We start from the raw sequence: 19,171 nt of genomic DNA on the forward strand, positions 1-19,171 counted from the left end.
CTCAGTACTCCACCTCCTGGTTCGCACGGCGGCGGATGACCGTCACCTCGTCGCGCTGGTTGCCGGTCGGGCCGAGATAGTTGAAGGCATAGCTCAACTGGGCGTAGCCGCCGATGAGATGGCTGGGTTTGATCAGCAGCCGGGTCAGGGAGTTGTGGATGCCGCCGCGCCGGCCGGTGGTCTCGGTGCGGGGCACGTCGATGAGCCGGTCCTGGGCGTGGTACATGTACACGGTGCCCTCGGGCATGCGGTGCGAGACCACCGCGCGGGCGGCGACGACGCCGTTGCGGTTCACCGCCTCGATCCAGTCGTTGTCCCTCACCCCCACCTTCGCCGCGTCCTGGACGCTCATCCAGATGTGCGGACCGCCCCGGGACAGGGACAGCATGAAGAGGTTGTCCTGGTACTCGGAGTGGATGGACCACTTGCTGTGCGGGGTCAGGTAGCGCACCGTCACGCCGAGTTCGCCCGTCTCGCCGAGGCGGGGCTCGTCGAAGAGCGCGTTCATGTTCAGCGGAGGCCGGTAGACGGGCAGTTGCTCGCCGAGGGCCGTCATCCAGTCGTGGTCGAGGTAGAAGTGCTGGCGGCCGGTGAGAGTGTGCCAGGGCTTGGACCGCTCGACGTTGACGGTGAACGGCGAGTAGCGCCGGCCGCCGGTCTCCGAGCCGGACCACTCGGGCGAGGTGATGACCGGGACCGGGGCCGCCTGGGTGTCGGCGAAGGTGATCTGCTTGCCCTCGTGCTCGGCGGCCAGGTCCGCGAGCCGGGTGCCGGTGCGGGCTTCGAGGGTGTGGAAGCCCTGGGTGGCGAGGTGGCCGTTGGTGGTGCCGGACAGGGCGAGGATCGCCTCGCATGCCTGCGCGTCGCGGGCGATCGACGGGCGGCCGTCGGCGGCGCCGCCGCGCACGGTGCCGTTCTTGTGCCGCAGATAATCGAGTTCGCGTTCGACCTTGAAGGTGACGCCCTTGGTGGTGGCGCCCAGGGTGTCCAGCAGCGGGCCGAGGGCGCCCATCTTGTCGGCGACGGCGGCGTAGTCGCGTTCGACGGTGATCAGTTTCGGCATGGTGCGGCCGGGCACCGGCTCGCACTCCCCCGCCTTCCAGTCCCGGACCCTGCCGTGCGGGGTGGCCAGTTCGTCGGGGGTGTCGTGCAGCAGCGGCGCGGCCACCAGGTCCTTGCGCACACCGAGGTGGTCGGCCGCCTGACGGCTGAACTCCTTGGCGAGGGTGTGGAAGATGTCGAAGTCGGTACGGGTCTGCCAGGGCGGGGCGATGGCCGGGTTGAAGGAGTGCACGAAGGGGTGCATGTCCGTGCTGGACAGGTCGTACTTCTCGTACCAGGTCGCGGCGGGCAGCACGATGTCGGAGAAGACGGTGGTGCTGGTCATGCGGAAGTCGAGGGTGAGCAGCAGGTCGAGCTTGCCCTCCGGGGCCTCGTCGTGCCAGACCACGTCGCGGGGTCGGGCGTCGGGCGGGGCCTCGGTGGCGCGCACCGAGGAGTCGGTACCCAGCAGGTGTTTGAGGAAGTACTCGTTGCCCTTGGCGGAGGAGCCCAGCAGGTTGGCCCGCCAGATGGTGAGCACCCGGGGGTGGTTCTCGGGGGCGTCCGGGTCCTCACCGGCGAACTTCAGGCGCCCCGCCTTGAGTTCGTCCACCACGTGGTCGGCCGGTGCCCGGCCCTCGCGTTCGGCCTCGTCCGTGAGGTCCAGCGGGTTGCGGTCGAAGGTCGGGTAGGAGGGCATCCAGCCCATGCGGGCGGAGGCCGCGATGACGTCCGCCGTGGTCTTCCCGGCGAACGGTCCGCTGCCGTCGCCCGCGGCGGCCAGGGTGTCGGCGGAGAACGGGTCGTAGCGGAACTGGTCGCTGTGCAGGTACCAGTAGGCGGTCTGGATCATCTGCCGTGCGGGGCGGTTCCAGTCGGAGGCGGTGGCGATCGTGGAGTAGCCGGTGATCGGCCGGACCTTCTCCTGGCCGACGTAGTGCGCCCAGCCTCCGCCGTTGACACCCTGGCAGCCGGTCAGGGTGGTCAGGGTCAGGAACGCCCGGTAGATGGTGTCGGAGTGGAACCAGTGGTTGGTCCCCGCCCCCATGATGATCATCGAACGGCCGTGTGAGTCCTCGGCGTTGGCGGCGAACTCCCGGGCGATGCGCGCCGCCCGGTCCGCGTCCACGCCGGTGATCGAGGCCTGCCAGGCCGGGGTGTGCGGCTCGCTCGCGTCGTCGTAGCCGGCGGGCCAGCTCCCGGGCAGGCCCTCGCGGGCCACGCCGTACTGGGCGAGGAGTAGGTCGTACACCGTGGTGACCAGTCGTCCGGCCACCCGGCGCACCGGCACTCCGCGCCGCAGCCGTGCGGCTCGCCCGTCCGGGGCGTCGAAGCGGGGCAGCGTCACCACGGCGCCCGGCTCGCCGCCGCCCTCGGCGGACAGCAGGGGCCGGGTGTCACCGAGGTCGAGGTTCCACTTCCCGGCGCCGGACTCGCCGAAGCGGTCGCCGAGGGTGCCGTTCGGGACGACGGGCGCCCCGGTGGCTTCGTCCAGCAGCACCGTCCTGAACTCGGCGTGTTCCGCCCGTGCGTGCTCGCCGCCCAGGTCGGAGGCGGTGAGGAACTTGCCGGGCGTGTACGTGCCCGGCTCGTCGGCGCTCTCGTCGAGCGCGACCAGGAAGGGCAGGTCCGTGAACCGTCGCACGTAGTCGAGGAAGTAGGGGGTCTCCCGGTCGACGAAGAACTCCTTGAGGACCACGTGCCCCATGGCCATCGCCAGCGCGCCGTCCGTGCCGGGCTGCGCGGCCAGCCACTCGTCGGCGAACTTCACGTTGTCCGCGTAGTCCGGGGAGACCGCGACGACCTTCTGCCCCCGGTAGCGGGCCTCGGCCATCCAGTGGGCGTCCGGGGTGCGGGTCACCGGCAGGTTGGAACCCCACATGATCAGGTATCCGGCGTCCCACCAGTCCCCGGACTCCGGTACGTCGGTCTGGTCACCGAACACCTGGGGCGAGGCGACGGGCAGGTCGGCGTACCAGTCGTAGAAGGAGAGCATCACCCCGCCGAGCAGGGAGTAGAAGCGGGCCCCGGCGGCGTGGGACACCATCGACATGGCGGGGATCGGGGAGAACCCGGCCAGCCGGTCCGGTCCGTACCGCTTGATGGTGTGCACATGCGCGGCGGCGGCCATCTCCGCCGCCTCCGCCCACGTCGCGCGCACCAGGCCGCCCTTGCCGCGGGCGCGCTTGTAGCGGCGGGAGCGCTCGGGGTCGTCGACGATGTCCGCCCAGGCCGCCACCGGGTCGCCGAGGCGGGCCTTGGCCTCCCGGTACATCGACAGCAGCACGCCCCGCACGTAGGGGTAGCGGACCCGGGTCGGCGAGTAGGTGTACCAGGAGAAGGCCGCGCCCCGGGGGCAGCCGCGCGGTTCGTACTCGGGGCGGTCAGGGCCGACGGAGGGGTAGTCGGTCTGCTGGGCCTCCCAGGTGATGATGCCGTCCTTGACGTACACCTTCCAGGAACAGGAGCCGGTGCAGTTCACCCCGTGGGTGGAGCGCACCACCTTGTCGTGGGACCAGCGGTCGCGGTAGAACTCGTCGGCCTGGCGGCCGCCCTTGCGGTGCATCGAGCGCAGGTCCTGGGAGACCTCCGCCCGGGTGAAGAAGCGTCGTGAGCCGACCAGCGCCTGAGCGACCTCACCGTCCATGCCCGGGGGTTGCTTCCCCCGGCCCGCCCTTCCCGGTGTCGCGCTCGCCTCCGTGCTCACTGCGCCGCTCCTTCCCGGACGCTTCGCGCGCCCGTGGTGCTCGCCGGGTCCCGGCCGTACTACGCATGTGATCGCATTACCTGATCACCGGAAGGTTATTCGGAACCGGTGCATCTTTTTTGGCCGCGAGTCCCTTTGTACCCTCCTTTCACTCCGGGCGAGACACGGAACCGGGCCCCTAGGGGCCCGGTTCCGTGTGATCCGGCCGGCCTCCGCGTCAGCCGGCCGGCTGCTCCACGCGGTTGCCGGCGCGGGCGCGCACCGCTTCGACCGCCTCCCACTGCTCGGTGGACAGCGCCGCCAGCGCGGCGGGGAACACACCGTCCTGTTCCTTCAGGATGTGCAGGCGCAGCAGGTCGAGCATGCTGATCAGCCGGTCCGGCCAGGTGAGGTCGGACGGTGTGCCCCCCTCCGCCTCCGCCAGCACGGCCTCGACGCGGCGGTGTTCGTCCTCGAGGGCGGCCAGCTGCTCGGGGAACTCGTCGGCGAGGGCGGGGAAGAGCCCGTGTTCCTCGACCTCGGTGTGGGGTTCGAGCACGGCACCGATGCGGCGTGCCAGTTCGGCCATCCGGGCGGTGTCCCCGTCGCGGTGGGCGTCCCGGACGTGGCTGATCAGGTTCACCACCTCGTCGTGCTCGCGGGTGAGTTCGCCGATCGCGGCGACGGACTGGCAGCCGCAGTACTCACACATGGTCCTGCCTCCTTCTCGGGCGTTGCCGGATCAGTGCGACCGGCCGGCGGGGACGCGGTGGTCGATCCCGCGGCGGACGGCGGTGGCGGTGTAGGCGAGTGCGGCGGCAGCCACGAGGGCCAGCAGCGCCAGGCCGAGGGCGTAGGAGCCGTACGCGCCGTACAGGGCGCCCATCACCAGCGGGGGCAGGAAGCCGCCGAGTCCGCCCGCGGCACCGACGACGCCGGTGACCGAACCGACCTTGTTCGCCGGGGCCAGCAGGGCCACCAGGGCGAAGACGGCGCCGCTGCCCGCGCCGAGAGCCGCGGCCATGGCCAGGAACGCGATGGTGCCGACGGGCGCCAGGGCCGGGGTGAAGGCCTGAACGAACGCGCCCACGGTGACCAGGCCCAGGGATGCGCCCAGTACCCGTACGGGGCCGACGCGGTCCGACAGCCAGCCGCCGACCGGTCGCATGGCCACGGCCAGCAGCACGAATCCCGCCATACGGTTGGCCGCGTCCGCCTGAGTGAGGTCGTAGCCCGTCTTGAGGTAGGTGGGCAGGTAGACCGAGAAGGCGACGTAGCCGCCGAACGCCACCGCGTACAGGGCGGACGCCTGCCAGGTGACGCTCAGCCGGAAGGTGGCGCCGAGCCTGCGGGCCAGCGGTTCGGTGGGCACGGTGCGCCCCGGGGCGTCGCGGAGCACGAGGGCCGAGACCACCGCGTAGACGGCCAGCACGGCGGCGGTGATGACGAAGGGGTTGGCCATGCCGTTGGCATCCACCAGCTTCACCGTGGTGAGGGCACTGATCGCGGTGCCGCCCATGCCGGCCCCGAAGACGCCGATGGCCAGGCCACGGCGCTCGGGCGGGAACCAGGCGCTGACGAAGGGCACGCCGATGGCGAAGGCGGTTCCCCCGATGCCGAGGAAGAAGCCGCCGACCAGCAGCGCGGCGAACGAGGAGTGCCCGGCCAGGCCCAGGTAGAGCACGGGCACGATGGTGGCGACGGACACCAGCGGGAACATCGTCCGCCCGCCGAACCGGTCGGTGAGCGCACCGACCGGGATGCGGCCCAGTGAGCCGACGATCACCGGTACGGCCACCAGCAGCGACTGCTGGAACGATGAAAGCCCCAAGGAGTCCTGCAACCGGGGGGCCAGAGGACTGAGCAGTGCCCAGGCCCAGAAATTGACGGCGAAACCGACGGTGGCCAGGGCCAGCATCAGCCAGGCCCGGCCCGACACGGCCGGACCGGGTCCCGGAGCTCGATTCGCCTTGCTCGACGGCTGGAGCATGCCGTCCGTCCTCCCTGTTTGCGGTGCGGCCCGTCCGACTCAGTCGGTGCCGCGGGTACCGGGGCTGTGTGCCGGCCTCCCACGTCCACTATCGGGCGCGGGGCGCGGTGGCGCGCAGGGCCGTCAGTCCCTGTCGCCAGGGACGGGCGGTCCCGGGTTCGGGGTCCGGTCGGCATGCCCCGCGCGCCGGTCGGCCGGGCGGGCCGCAGCCCGCGGGGTCAGAGTGCCCTGGGCCTCGGGGCCGTAACCGAACCGGATCAGCACCTGAGGGCTGCACCACTTGGTGGACGGGGCCCGCATCGCCGCCCGCAGGTCGGGCCATTCCATCGCCTGGTGCAGCAGCGAGGTCCGCACGCCGTGCGCGGTGGCCACCAGCAGAACGCGTTCGAGTGCCTGTCCCGCCAGCAGCCAGTCGCGCGGCCGGTCGCCGACGGTCCACAGCAGGGCGACCTGGGGGTGCCGTTCGAACCGCAGCCGAGGTCGCCCGGGCACGGGCGGCCGTCCGGTGAAGTCGCGCATGGGCATGCGTCCGGCGGCGTCCAGCGGGCGGGTCGTGGTGGCGGGTATCCCGTACTGGCTCGACCCGGGCCGCGCGATCCAGGCGCGGCTCTCGGCGGTGCGCGCCGTGTCCTCGGTGTTGCGCAGCTCGGCCGCCGACGTCACCCGCAGCAGACGGCGCGTGCGGACGATGTCGGGGACGTAGAGGTGCGCGCTCTCGGCCCTGGCGGCGCCCATCAGGCCGGCGACGACCGGCTCCGGCACCGGGCGGCCGGTGAACGGCATCCGGCTGGAGTGGCGCCGGGACACGGCCGCGTACAGCGAGCGGTAGGCGGGCGGCCCCGCGGCGGGGACGGTCAGCCGCACGGTGGCGAGCAGGTCGGGGTCGTACGGGTCCGGCAACAGGTGAGTGACGGGCTGCCAGCCGAGGTGGGCCGCCGCGACCCGCAGGTTGAACACCGCCGTACCGGCGGACAGATGCAGGGCGCGCCCGCAGGGGTCCGCCAGCGCGAGCCCGCGGCTGCGGTCCGCGTGGACCGTGACCGACCGGGTGCTCAGGTCGAAGCCGAAACGCCAGGGCTGTGTGTTGTGGATCGACGGTGCCGCCACCGCCGCGGCCAGCAGCGTCTCCAGCGCCAGGGCGTCGATCTTGTCGATGTGCATCGTTGCTCCTCACCCTCCGGGAGCCTCCGGTACGCGGGAGAGCCGCCCTTGCCTCCACCCTGCGCCGCGCCCGGGTACGTGACGAGGGCCACTCGGCCCTCACCCGGCGCCGAGCGACCCCACGCCCGCCTGCCCGGCGGTTCCACGCCGGAGGAGAGGGACCCGCATCCGCCGTCCCTGTGTTGAGGCCCGCCTTCCTCAGTTTAGTTTCGGTACCGCGTGGAGGTGGTTCCGGTGGGCGTCCGGGAAAGGCCGGGACCGGCTCCCTCGGCTCGTGTGCGGGGAGGAGGGGTCCGCCGACGGCGGTACCAGCCTCCGTCGGCAGCGCGTCGAGCGGGTGTCGTCCAGCGGGTGACACGACCGGTCAGGTGGATTCGGAGCCACGGAACCGTACACATGCCCTGCGCGGGCCGGGACCCCCCGGCGACGTGGCGTTGCGGACCGCCAGCACACCAGGGTGGCGTCGGCGCAGTGCCCGTTCCAGGCGCTGGTGCAGCGTGATCCAGGAGGCGGGACACCCGTGGCAGGCTCCGCCGAGACGGACCGTGACCACACCGTCGCGCACGCCGAGGAGGTCGATCGTGCCGCCGTGGGACCGGGCGAAGTCCCCCACCTCCCCGTCGAGGACCTCGCATGCCACCCGGTGCAGCAGCGCGTCGTCGTGGTCACGGTCCGTGCCCGCGGCCAGGGGCCGGGCGTCGAGTGCGGCGTGGAGTGCCGTACGCACCCGGGCACCTTCCTCGTACCACGTGCGGCCCTCGCCCAGACAGGTGACGACAGCCGCGGGTTCCAGCTCGATCCGGGTGAGGGTTCCGTCGCCCAGCAGCGCGGCCAGCGGCGCCGGTACCTCGGAGAGCGGGCCGGTGCCGGTGACGGCGTCGGCGGGAGTGATCCAGCGCAGCCGGTCGGGCCTGCCCGGGACCTGCTGCGGGTGCAGGGGGATCACGGCCGGCTCACCCGCCCACCAGGACCGCGACCGTGCGGGCCAGGTAGGCCATGAGCCAGGCCAGGACGGTCAGGTAGGTAAGGGCGATCGCCGGCCATCTCCAGGTACCGGTTTCCCGGCGCAGGACGGCCACCGTGGCCATGCACTGCAGCGCGTAGACGAAGTAGACCAGCAGCGCGGCGACGGTGGGCGCCGTGAACACCGGTTCCCCGGCACGCGGCCCGCTGGAGTGGGTCATGGCCTCGAGGGCCTGCGCCGGCTGTTCGGGGTCCTCGGCGGCGGCGACCTGTCCGAGGGTGGCGACGAAGGTCTCCCGGGCACCCTGCGCCGACAGCACCCCGATGTTGATGCGCCAGTCGAAGCCCAGTGGCTCGAAGACGGGGGCGACCAGGCGGCCCAGTCCGGCGGCGTAGCTGTGGTCGACGGTGTAGGCGGACACGGCGACGGAGTCGGTGGTGTCGACGCCTGCCGCGCTCATCTGCGCGGCCGTGGGGAGTGGCAGATTCAGCAGCACCCACAGCAGGACGCTGGTGGCGACGATGACGGTCGTGCACTTGCGCAGGAAGGCACGCGCGGAGGACCACATCGCCACCAGAACCGCGCGCGGGGCGGGCAGCCGGTAAGGAGGCAGCTCCATGAAGAACGGCACCGGCCGGCCGTGGCGGTCGCCCAGCTTCTTGAACGCCCAGGCGGCCAGCATCGCCGAGACGGCGCCCAGCAGGTACAGGCCGAACATGACCAGGCCCTGCGCACCGAACGGGCCGGCCTTGACGGAAGGGTCGACCAGCAGGCCGATGAGCAGGACGTAGACCGGTAGCCGCGCCGAGCAGGTCATCAGCGGGGCGGCCATCATCGTGGCCAGACGGTCCCTGGCCGAGGGCAGTGTGCGGGTGGCCATGATCCCGGGGATCGCGCAGGCGAAGGACGACAGCAGCGCCACGAAGGCCCGGCCCTCGAGCCCGAAACGGGCCATGACCCGGTCCATCAGGAACGCGGCTCGCGGCAGGTAGCCCACGCCCTCCAGGAGGGCCAGGAGCAGGAACAGCAGCACGATCTGCGGAACGAACACCAGCACGCCGCCGACGCCGCCGATGAGGGCGTCACCCAGCAGCCCGGACAGCCACTCGGCGCCGACGTGGGCGTGCACCTGGCCCGACAGCCACGCGAACAGCGACTCCACCCGGTCCTGCAGCGGAGCGGCGACGGTGAAGACGGTCTGGAAGAACAGCACCATCACCGCGAGGAAGACCGCCGTCCCCCACACCGGATGCAGCAGTACCGCGTCCACGCGCCGGGTGACCCGGTGGCGTTCGGGGGGCCGGTAGCCGGCGAAGGCCAGGACCGATTCCGCCCAGGCGTCCGTCTCGCCCGGCTCGGTGGGCGGGGGCACGGCCGGTGTCTGCCAGGTGTGCCAGCCGGCGAGCCGCTCGCGCAGCTGCGCGATGCCCAGCCCTCGGTGGCCGACCACGGGCAGGGCGGGCACGCCGAGCGCCTGTGCGAGCGCGTCGACGTCGACGCGGCCCTGACGGCGGGCGAGTTCGTCCGTGAACGTCACCACCACGCAGGCCGGCAGGCCCCGGGCCAGGACCTGGGCGACGAAGCCGAGGGAGCGACGGAGCGTCGTGGCGTCGACCACGACCAGCAGCGCGTCCGGCCGGTCCGCTCCCTCCAGCCGTCCCTCCAGGATGTCGACGGTGATCTGCTCGTCCGGACTGACCGGGTCCAGACCGTAGGTTCCCGGCAGGTCCTCGACCAGGTACCGCAGGTGGCCCGTCCGGGCGGTCCCCACGAACCGGGACACGGTCACCCCGGGGTAGTTGCCCGTCTTGGCGCGCAGGCCGGTGAGGCCGTTGAAGACGCTGGTCTTCCCCGAGTTGGGAGCGCCGACCAGGGCGATCCGTGGCGCCCCGGACGAGGTCGCGCGGGCGCCGGAGGCGTCGTGGCAGCCCGTGCTCACCGCTCGGCCCCGGTGACGTGCACGCGCTCCGCCTGCTCCCGCCGCAGGCACACCTCGTAGTCCTTGATCCGGTACAGCACGGGCTGGCGCAAGGGCGCCCTGCGTAGCACCTCCACGACCGCGCCAGGGGTAAATCCGAGGTCGTGCAGCCTGCGGACAACGGCCGGATCCCCGCCGTCGGCGACCTCGCTCACCACGGCACGGGCTCCAGGTGCCAGCTCCGCCAAGGAGCGCGGTCGTGGGGTTGCGGCGGTGTCCGTCCCGTCGCCCACCCTTGCGCGCGCCCTGTCTCTGCCGTCCATGCGTGTCTCCGCCCCATCGCGCCGAGCGCGGCCGCTCGGCGAAGGATCAACCAAAGGTCAAGTTAGCCTTGCCTTACCGGTGAGGCGCTGGGGCGGTGGGCCCCGGACCGGGGCCGTTCGGCCCTTTCAGCCTTAAGGGGCCCGATCGTGAGGTCCCCTACGTGGCCGGCAGGGCGGTGGCGAGCAGGACGACTCCCAGGGAGCACACGAGGGAGACGACGGCAAGGGCGCGGGCCAGGTCCGTGCGGTGACGCGAGTGGGCGATGCCGTGGCCGGCCGCGGCGGCCATGACCAGGGCGAACAGCACCAGCTTGGCCGCGAGCGTACGGCCGTAGCCCGGTTCGGCCAGGGACGCCCAGGTGACACCCTTGTGCCAGGCCATGGCGATGCCCGTACCGATCTGAACCGGCAGGAACAACGCCCCGGTCAGCATCCCGAAGCGGCGTCCCGCCTCGGCGGTGAAGCGGTCCTTGGCCTCGGGAGCGAGCAGGCGCCTGGCGAGCGGCAGGATCACCAGGGACAGGGCCAGCTGCCCGCCCACCCACAGTGCGGCGCCGGCCACATGGGCGAAGCGCACCAGGGACCACGGTCCTACGGCGTCCACTACGGGCTCACCTCCACGGTGCCGTGCGCCCCGGCCTCGGCGCGGCGCATGTCGTGGTCGACGAAGGAGTAGTGCCCGGCCCCGGGGAACGTGGTCTCGACGAACCCGCCCTGGGCCGGGGCCAGATCGAGTACCTGGGCCCCGCCCGGCTCGCCGCGTTTCAACAGGTAGGCGCCCTCCTTGTACACGGTGTCGAAGACGGTTCCCACGATGTGGAAGGCGACGGGGTCGCTCGGTCCGGCGTCGATCACCCAGAACCGGGCCCGTTCCCCGGCCCGCGCGTCCAGGGGCCGCTCGGTGTACTGGGCCGCGACGCCGTTGAAGGCCCAGGCGTCGGGGTCGCCCTCGCGCATCTTGGCCACCTGGGCGGTGCTGCCGGGGGTGCCCAGATAGAGCGCGGAGGAGACCAGGAGGTATTCGCGGTCCACCTTCCCCAGGCCGGGCGGGTCGATGACGACGGCGCCGTACATGCCGTTGCCGATGTGCTGGAGCATGGGAGCGGTGCTGCAGTGGTAGAGCCAGGCTCCCGCTTTCTCCGCACGGAACCGGTAGACCAGGCGTTCGCCGGGCAGGAGGGTGCGCATGGGCCGGTCGGGGGCGAGGGACCCAGCGTGGAAGTCGATCCCGTGGCCCATGCCCTTGTCGTCATTGATCAGGGTGATCTCGAAGACGTCGCCGACCTTGCCGCGCAGGACGGGGCCGGGGGCGGTGCCGCCGAAGGTCCACATCTGCTGTTTCACGCCAGGAGCCACCTCGACGGTGGTGTGGCCGGCGCGCAGTTCAACCGTGTGGAGCTGCCCGCCGGGGGCGGGGGCGAGCTCTGCGGGGCGCTCTCGCCAGCCCCGGGAGAAGCCGGCGCCCAGGTCGAGTCCCGCGCCGCCGTCCGTGGTCATGGAGTGGCCGCCGTGTGCGTCGCCGGCCGCCTCGCCCGGTGCGTCGCCGGCCGCCTGGTGGCTGGAGTCGCCGTCCGTGTCGCGGACGGCGATGTCCAGGGTCATGCCGGCCGCACGGTGCCCGGGAAGGGTGCACCAGGCCTCGCGGTCCCCGGTGACCGGGCCGAGGTCGAGGGTGCGGCTCTGGCCGCGGGAGAGCAGCGGGGTGGCGGGTCCGTCCGCGACCCGGAGGTCGTGGCGCTGGGCGTCGGTGTTGGTGACCACCAGACGCAGGGCGGTGCCCTTCGTGATGTCGATGCGGGAGGGACGGACCCGCATGTTCCCCAGGGTGACCTCGACGGTGCGGGTGGCGGCGGCACCACCTGTTCCGGGTCCGGCGGCGACCGGATCCCCGGCCCCGCCACCGCTGTTGGCGGCGAGCACGGCCAGCACGGTCAGCGCCGCGCCGGCCGCCGTTCCCCACAGGGCGGGCCGCCCTGAGGAGGCGGCGGAGCGGTCCGCCCCGCCGCGCCCGCCGCGTGCGCTCCGCAGGAGGACCGCGGCGGTGAGGGCGACGAACGCCGCACCGGCGACCGCTGCCGGCACCACGCCGGCGTCGACGGTCACGATGCTCATCGGTGCGGGCCTCGGGGGTGCGGCACGACGGGGCCCTCTGCGGCCGGCCGGCCGGCACCGGGCAACAGCGCCGCCAGTTCCCGCTGGTAGGGGAAGGAGCCGGGCTGGTAGCCGCACCAGGGCTCCTCGGCGTACGGGTCACCGGTGACGCCGTACGCCCGGGACCGGGAGCCGCCGCAGACCCGGCGGAACTCGCACCGTCCGCAGCGGCCGCCCAGTCCGTCGGCGTCCCGCAGGCCGGTGAACAGCTCCGAGGTGCGGTAGATCTCCGCCAGCGGACGGGTGCGTACGCTGCCCGCGCCCAGCGGCAGGAAGCCGCTCGGGTGCACGGTGCCGGTGTGCGACACGAAGACGAAGCCGCGGGCGGCGTTGACGTCGAGCGGCGGGCGCCGGGCCCGCCGGCCCCCGGCGTCCAGGCCCAGCTCGGCGCTCCGCGCCCGCAACTCACGGTAGAGCGGGCCCAGCCCCAGTACCTCCACGTGGTCGTCACCGGTGTCCGCGAGGATCGTGCGCTGGAGCGCGACCCGCCGGAAGTGGTGGGCCTCGGTCGTCTTGGCGGGCACGGTCAGGCCCACGTCGTACACGAAGTTCAGTACGTCCTCGGTCTCGGCCGGGGTGAGGACGCCGAGGTGCCGGCCGCGTCCGGTGGGCACCAGGAAGAAGGCGCTCCACAGCATCGCCCCGTGGTCGCGGACGAGACGGACGACGTCCGGCAGGTCGTGCAGGTTGTGCCGGGTGACCGTGGTGTTGATCTGCACCTTCATGCCCATCGCGCGGGCGGTGTCCCAGGCGTCCAGCGTCCACCGGTAGACACCGGGCACGCCGCGGAAGCCGTCGTGCAGTTCGGCGGTGGACCCGTCCAGGCTGAGGGAGAGTCCCACCGCGCCGGCATCGTGCACCTCCCGCAGCCGCTCCCCGGTGAGCGTCGGGGTGCCGGACGGCGACACGGCGACGCGGACCCCCACCTCCTTGCCGTAGGAGATCAGCTCGTTGAGGTCGGGGCGCTGGAACGGGTCTCCGCCGGTGATGACGAAGAGCGGGGCGGGCTGTCCGAACGCGGCGACCTGGCGCAGCAGGTCCTTGGCCGCGTCCGTGTCCAGCTCGCGCGGGTCGCGGTCGGGCACCGCCTCGGCGCGGCAGTGCAGGCAGGCCAGCGGACAGGCCCGGGTGGATTCCCAGATGACGATGAACGGCCGGTCGCCGGCGTCCTGGTGCTGCCGGCGGATCGCTCGTGCGCCGCTCACCGGGTGCCCCCGGACCTGCGGACGCGCTGCGTCCGTCCGGCCACGCGGGAGTCGGGGCAGACGCCCCGGTCGGCCCGCCGGTGACCGGCCCGGACGGCGCGCGGCATCCGCGAGGGGAGTCGGCGGTGGTAATTGCCGGACGGATACGGGTTGCGGTCGTACACGGGACACCTCCGGGTCGGTCGGTGTCAGCCTGCCGCACCGGGTCCCGTCGCACGGCGGCCGATCAGTCCCGGACCGGTGGGCCGTTGGTCCCCTTCCGTCCTCCGAGGACCCGGGACGGCCTGGCGCAAGGGCCCCGCCCCGCACGGCGTCCACGTCGTCGAGGGTTGCCGGAGGGATCCGCGGGACCAGTGGCCCGGGCATGCGGCGGAGAGCGGGCCGAAAGACGGGTGACCGGGGCCGTTCGACCCAAGGCCGCGGCCCCGGTCGGGAACCTAGGTTTCCGGCCATGGAGAACGATCAAAGCGCACGCCGGGGACACACGTCCGTTCCGGGGACCTGGCCACTGGCGGCACGCAGACTGCTGAACCGCCGGGAAGTGTCGTCCGACGGACGCGCGGTCTTCGGTGAGGGCGACCCCAAGTGGGAGGGCTTCTACCGGGACCGCTGGTCCCACGACAAGGTGGTGCGCTCCACCCACGGGGTGAACTGCACCGGTTCCTGCTCGTGGATGGTGTACGTCAAGGACGGCATCATCACCTGGGAGCACCAGGCCACCGACTACCCGTCGATCGGCGCCGACTGCCCCGAGTACGAGCCGCGCGGCTGTCCGCGCGGTGCGTCGTTCTCCTGGTACACCTACTCCCCGAGCCGGGTCCGCTACCCGTACGTGCGGGGCGCGTTGCTGAAGATGTGGCGCGAGGCCCGCAAGCGGCTGGGCGATCCGGTCGCGGCCTGGGCGGAGATCACCGGTGACCCGGCCAAGGCCCGCGCCTACAAACGGGCGCGCGGTAAGGGCGGTCTGGTGCGCGCCGACTGGGACGAGGTGGCCGAGCTGGTCGCCGCCGCGCAGGTGCACACGGTCAAGCGGTACGGTCCGGACCGCGTCGCCGGCTTCTCCCCCATCCCCGCGATGTCGATGGCGTCGTTCGCGGCCGGCGCCCGGTTCATGTCGCTGATCGGCGGCACCCTGCTGTCCTTCTACGACTGGTACGCCGACCTGCCGGTCGCCTCCCCCCAGGTCTTCGGCGACCAGACGGACGTGCCGGAGGCCGCGGACTGGTGGAACGCCGGTTATCTGATCATGTGGGGCTCCAACATCCCGGTCACCCGCACACCCGACGCGCACTTCCTGACCGAGACCCGCTACAACGGCACCAAGGTCGTCGCGGTGAGCCCCGACTACGCCGACAACGTCAAACACGCCGACGAGTGGATGTCCCCGCACCCGGGCACCGACGGCGCGCTGGCCATGGCGATGGGCCACGTCATCCTGCGCGAGTTCCTCGTCGACCGTGAGGTGCCCTACTTCCGGGACTACCTGCGGAAGTTCACCGACGCGCCGTTCCTGCTCACCCTGCGCGAGCACGAGGGGGGCCGTCTCGTCCCGGACGGGTTCCTGACCGCCGCCGACCTCGGCCACGACGAGGAGAACGCCGGCTCCAAGACCGTCCTGCTGGACTCGGCCACGGGCGAGCCGGTCGTGCCGAACGGCTCGCTCGGTTTCCGCTGGGCGAAGGGCGAGCAGGGCCGCTGGAACCTCGACCTCGGCGAGGTGACGCCCGAACTGACGCTGCTGGAGCGGGCGGAGGGGACGGCCGAGGTCGTCCTGCCCCGTTTCGACGAGGGCGCCACCGAGGGCGGCACGACCATGGTCCGGGGGGTGCCGGTCCGCACGGTCGGCGGGCGCCGGGTCACCACGGTCTTCGACCTGATGCTGGCCCAGTACGGTGTGCGGCGGCCGGGCCTGCCGGGCAGCTGGCCGTCCTCCTACGACGACGCCGACGAGCCGTACACCCCGGCGTGGCAGGAGACGATCACGTCCGTCCCGGCGGCGCAGGCGGCCCGGATCGCCCGGGAGTTCGCCCGCAACGCCGAGCGCACGCAGGGGCGTTCGATGATCGCTCTGGGCGCGGGGACCAACCACTGGTTCCACTCCGACACCATCTACCGGGCGTTCCTGGCGCTGATCACCATGACCGGCTGCCAGGGCGTCAACGGCGGCGGCTGGGCCCACTACGTCGGCCAGGAGAAGGTGCGCCCGGTCACGGGTCTGCAGCATCTGGCCTTCGCCTTCGACTGGCAGCGGCCCACGCGGCACATGGCCGGCACCTCCTACTGGTACCTGAACTCCGACCAGTGGCGCTACGAGGCCTTCGGCCCCGACGAGCTGGCCTCCCCGCTGGGTGAGGGGCGCTTCGCGGGCAAGGGGTTCGCCGACTGCCTGGCTCAGGCGGTGCGCCTGGGCTGGACACCCGGCCACCCCGGGTTCAACCGCAACCCCCTCGACCTGGCGGACGAGGCCGCCGCACAGGGGCGCCCGGTCGCCGATCACATCGTGGACGAACTGAAGTCCGGGCGCCTGCGGTTCGCGGCCGAGGACCCCGACGACCCGGCCAACTTCCCGCGCGTCCTGACCGTGTGGCGGGCGAACCTGCTGGGTTCCTCCGGCAAGGGGAACGAGTACTTCCTGCGGCACCTGCTCGGCACGGACGCGGCCGTCCGCTCCGAGGAGACCCCGCCGGAGAAGCGCCCGAAGGAGGTGGTGTGGCGGGACGAGGCGCCCGAGGGCAAGCTCGACCTGCTGGTCACCATGGACTTCCGGATGACCTCCACCGGTCTGCTCTCCGACGTCGTCCTGCCGGCCGCGACCTGGTACGAGAAGGACGACCTGTCCAGCACGGACATGCACCCCTTCGTGCACGCCTTCACCCCGGCCATCTCCCCGCCCTGGCAGGCCCGCACCGACTACGACAGCTTCCTCACCATCGCCGACCGGTTCAGCGAACTGGCCGCCGAGCACCTGGGCAGGCGTACCGACGTCCTGGCCGTACCGCTGCTGCACGACACTCCCGACGAACTCGCGCAGCCCGGCGGGGTGGTGCGGGACTGGAAGACCGGAGAGTGCGATCCGGTCCCCGGCCGCACCATGCCCAAGCTCGTCGTCGTCGAGCGGGACTACCCGGCCACGGCGCAGAAGATGCGGGCCGTCGGCCCGCTCCTGGACACCCTGGGCACCACCACCAAGGGCGTCACCGTCCGTCCCGACCGGGAGATCGAGGACCTGCGTCGCCGCTGCGGGACCGTCCGTGAGGGTGTGGCCGCCGGCCGGCCGTCGCTGGCCACCGCTTCCGACATGTGCGAGGCGATCCTGGCCCTGTCCGGCACCACCAACGGCCGCCTGGCCACCGAGGGGTTCCGCGAGCTCGAGCGGCAGACCGGCAGCGAGGGTCTGGTGGAGCTCGCCTCCGAGCGCGAGGCCGAGCGGATCACCTTCGCCGACACCCGTACCCAGCCGCGGTCGGTGATCACGTCCTACGAGTGGTCGGGCTCGGAGACCGGCGGGCGACGCTACTCCCCGTTCGTCATCAACACCGAGCACCTCAAGCCGTGGCACACGCTCACCGGGCGCCAGCACTTCTTCGTCCAGCACGACTGGATGACCGAGCTCGGCGAGCAGCTACCGGTGTACCGACCGCCGTTGAACACCCCGCGGCACTACGGCGACGAGCAGCTGCACGAGGGCGGCCGGGCGGAGGTCACGGTCCGCTATCTGACCCCGCACTCCAAGTGGTCCATCCACTCCAACTACCAGGACAACAAGTACATGCTCGACCTGTCCCGCGGCGGTCCTGTCATCTGGATGTCGCTGGAGGACGCCGAGAAGATCGGCGTCAAGGACAACGAGTGGATCGAGGCGTACAACCGCAACGGCGTGGTCGCCTGCCGGGCCGTGGTCACCCACCGGATGCCCGAGGGGACCGTGTACATGTACCACGCCCAGGACCGCAACGTGAACGTGCCGAAGACCGAGGTCAGCGGCAGACGCGGCGGCATGCACAACTCGCTGACGCGGTTGCTGCTCAAGCCGACCCATCTGGCTGGCGGCTACGCCCAGTTCACGTACGCCTTCAACTACTACGGTCCGACCGGCAACCAGCGGGACGAGGTCACCGTCATCCGTCGCCGCAGCCAGCAAGTGGAGTACTGACATGCGCGTGATGGCACAGATCGCGATGGTGATGAACCTCGACAAGTGCATCGGGTGCCACACCTGCTCGGTCACCTGCAAGCAGACGTGGACCAACCGCACCGGTGTCGAGTACGCCTGGTTCAACAACGTCGAGACCAAGCCCGGCGTCGGCTACCCCCGCCGCTACGAGGACCAGGAGCAGTGGAAGGGCGGCTGGATGCTCGACAAGCGCGGACGCCTGGTGCTGCGCTCCGGGGGCCGGGTCAAGCGGCTGCTGTCGCTGTTCTCCAACCCCGACCTGCCCTCCCTCGAGGACTACTACGAGCCGGTCACCTACGACTACGACAACCTCATCAGCGCCCCGGCCGGGCCCGACATGCCCGTCGCCCGGCCCCGCTCGGTCCTCACCGGCAAGCCCACCGACATCACCTGGGGTGCCAACTGGGAGGACGGCCTCGGCGGCGCCCCGGAGAACGCCGGCCGCGACCCCAACCTGTCGGGCGAGTGGGCCGAGAAGGTCAGGTTCGAGTTCGAGCAGACCTTCCTCTTCCACCTGCCCCGGCTGTGCGAGCACTGCCTCAACCCGGCCTGCGTGTCGGCGTGTCCGTCCGGCGCGATGTACAAGCGGGTCGAGGACGGCATCGTCCTGGTCGACCAGGACAAGTGCCGCGGCTGGCGGATGTGCGTGACGGCGTGCCCGTACAAGAAGGTGTACGTCAACCACGCGACCGGCAAGGCCGAGAAGTGCACCTTCTGCTTCCCGCGCATCGAGGCCGGTCAGCCCACCGTCTGCTCCGAGACCTGTGTCGGCCGGCTGCGCTACCTCGGGCTGCTGCTGTACGACGCCGACCGGGTGGGCGAGGCGGCGGCCACTCCCGACGAGAAGGACCTGCTGGACGCCCAGCGGAACGTGTTCCTCGACCCCTCCGACCCCGAGGTCGTCGCCGCGGCTCGGCAGTCGGGCATCCCCGAGGACTGGCTGGACGCGGCTCGTCGCTCCCCGGTGTACGCGCTGGTGTCGACGTACAAGGTGGCGCTCCCGCTGCACCCGGAGTACCGCACGCTGCCGATGGTCTGGTACGTGCCGCCCCTCTCCCCCGTGCTCGACGCGGTCGACGCGGCCGGCGGGAACCAGGACGACCCCGACCACGTGTTCGCCGCCGTCACCCGGCTCCGCATCCCGCTGGAGTACCTGGCCGAGCTGTTCACCGCCGGGGACACCGATGTCGTCGGCGGGGTCCTGATGAAGCTCACCGCGCTCCGCTCGTACATGCGGGAGCGCACCCTGGGCGAGGAGGGCGACGAGGCCGTGGTCAAGGCCGTCGGCCTCACCGCGCGGGAGGCCGAGGACCTGCACCGGCTGCTCGCCGTCGCCAAGTACGAGGACCGCTACGTCGTCCCCGCCGCGCACAAGGAGGACGCGGCCGCGCTGACCGCCATGGAGAACCGCTGCCCCGTCGAGTCCTCCGGCGACCCGGCTCCCGGCGACGGCCGCCGCGTGATGCTCGGCATCCCCACACTGCGCCGCCGCTCCCCCGAGAACCCCGCCGGAGGCCGACCGTGACCCCGCTGCCCTCCCCCAGCGCCCAGCGCCCGG

The 19,171-nt window shown here is 72.2% G+C and carries 12 protein-coding genes; 2 read left to right on the forward strand and 10 right to left on the reverse strand.

The annotated features are described in order from the left end of the window. Position 1: 1 nt before the first annotated feature. From ACZ6A9_RS28275 to ACZ6A9_RS28320, 10 genes are all read right to left on the reverse strand, one after another. Positions 2 to 3,688 (reverse strand): nitrate reductase subunit alpha, encoded by a 3,687-nt coding sequence (locus ACZ6A9_RS28275; protein WP_468991272.1) that lies wholly within the window; start codon positions 3,686 to 3,688, stop codon positions 2 to 4. 277 nt (positions 3,689 to 3,965) lie between these two features. After that, entirely contained in the window at positions 3,966 to 4,439 is a 474-nt protein-coding gene (locus ACZ6A9_RS28280) for a hemerythrin domain-containing protein (protein ID WP_468990870.1), read from the reverse strand. Between the two features lie 30 nt (positions 4,440 to 4,469). Next, entirely contained in the window at positions 4,470 to 5,717 is a 1,248-nt protein-coding gene (locus ACZ6A9_RS28285) for an MFS transporter (protein ID WP_468990873.1), read from the reverse strand. Between the two features lie 123 nt (positions 5,718 to 5,840). Continuing rightward, complete coding sequence (locus ACZ6A9_RS28290) at positions 5,841 to 6,878, reverse strand: Acg family FMN-binding oxidoreductase (RefSeq protein WP_468990876.1); 1,038 nt, start codon at positions 6,876 to 6,878, stop codon at positions 5,841 to 5,843. Positions 6,879 to 7,242: 364 nt separating this feature from the next. Then, entirely contained in the window at positions 7,243 to 7,824 is a 582-nt protein-coding gene (locus tag ACZ6A9_RS28295) for a NifU family protein (protein ID WP_468990879.1), read from the reverse strand. A gap of 7 nt (positions 7,825 to 7,831) precedes the next feature. Continuing rightward, positions 7,832 to 9,781, reverse strand: coding sequence for a ferrous iron transporter B (gene feoB, locus ACZ6A9_RS28300; RefSeq protein ID WP_468990882.1), 1,950 nt, complete (start codon positions 9,779 to 9,781; stop codon positions 7,832 to 7,834). Beyond that, entirely contained in the window at positions 9,778 to 10,083 is a 306-nt protein-coding gene (locus tag ACZ6A9_RS28305; protein WP_468990885.1) for a FeoA family protein, read from the reverse strand. Before ACZ6A9_RS28305 ends, feoB begins: the two co-directional genes overlap by 4 nt. Before the next feature lie 157 nt (positions 10,084 to 10,240). After that, positions 10,241 to 10,687, reverse strand: a complete 447-nt coding sequence (locus ACZ6A9_RS28310; RefSeq protein ID WP_468990887.1) for a hypothetical protein — start codon at positions 10,685 to 10,687, stop codon at positions 10,241 to 10,243. Further along, entirely contained in the window at positions 10,687 to 12,195 is a 1,509-nt protein-coding gene (locus ACZ6A9_RS28315; RefSeq protein WP_468990891.1) for a multicopper oxidase domain-containing protein, read from the reverse strand. The genes ACZ6A9_RS28310 and ACZ6A9_RS28315 overlap by 1 nt, the downstream gene beginning before the upstream one ends. Next, a complete protein-coding gene (locus ACZ6A9_RS28320) occupies positions 12,192 to 13,439 on the reverse strand; it encodes a TIGR04053 family radical SAM/SPASM domain-containing protein (RefSeq protein WP_468990894.1) in 1,248 nt (415 codons plus the stop codon). The genes ACZ6A9_RS28315 and ACZ6A9_RS28320 overlap by 4 nt, the downstream gene beginning before the upstream one ends. Positions 13,440 to 13,890: 451 nt before the next feature. Here ACZ6A9_RS28320 and ACZ6A9_RS28325 point away from each other — a divergent pair, with 451 nt between their 5' ends. After that, entirely contained in the window at positions 13,891 to 17,592 is a 3,702-nt protein-coding gene (locus ACZ6A9_RS28325) for a nitrate reductase subunit alpha (RefSeq protein ID WP_468990897.1), read from the forward strand. A gap of 1 nt (position 17,593) precedes the next feature. Continuing rightward, positions 17,594 to 19,138, forward strand: coding sequence for a nitrate reductase subunit beta (gene narH, locus ACZ6A9_RS28330; protein ID WP_468990899.1), 1,545 nt, complete (start codon positions 17,594 to 17,596; stop codon positions 19,136 to 19,138). Positions 19,139 to 19,171: the final 33 nt, after the last annotated feature.

Source organism: Streptomyces sp. NPDC041124 (assembly GCF_055592385.1).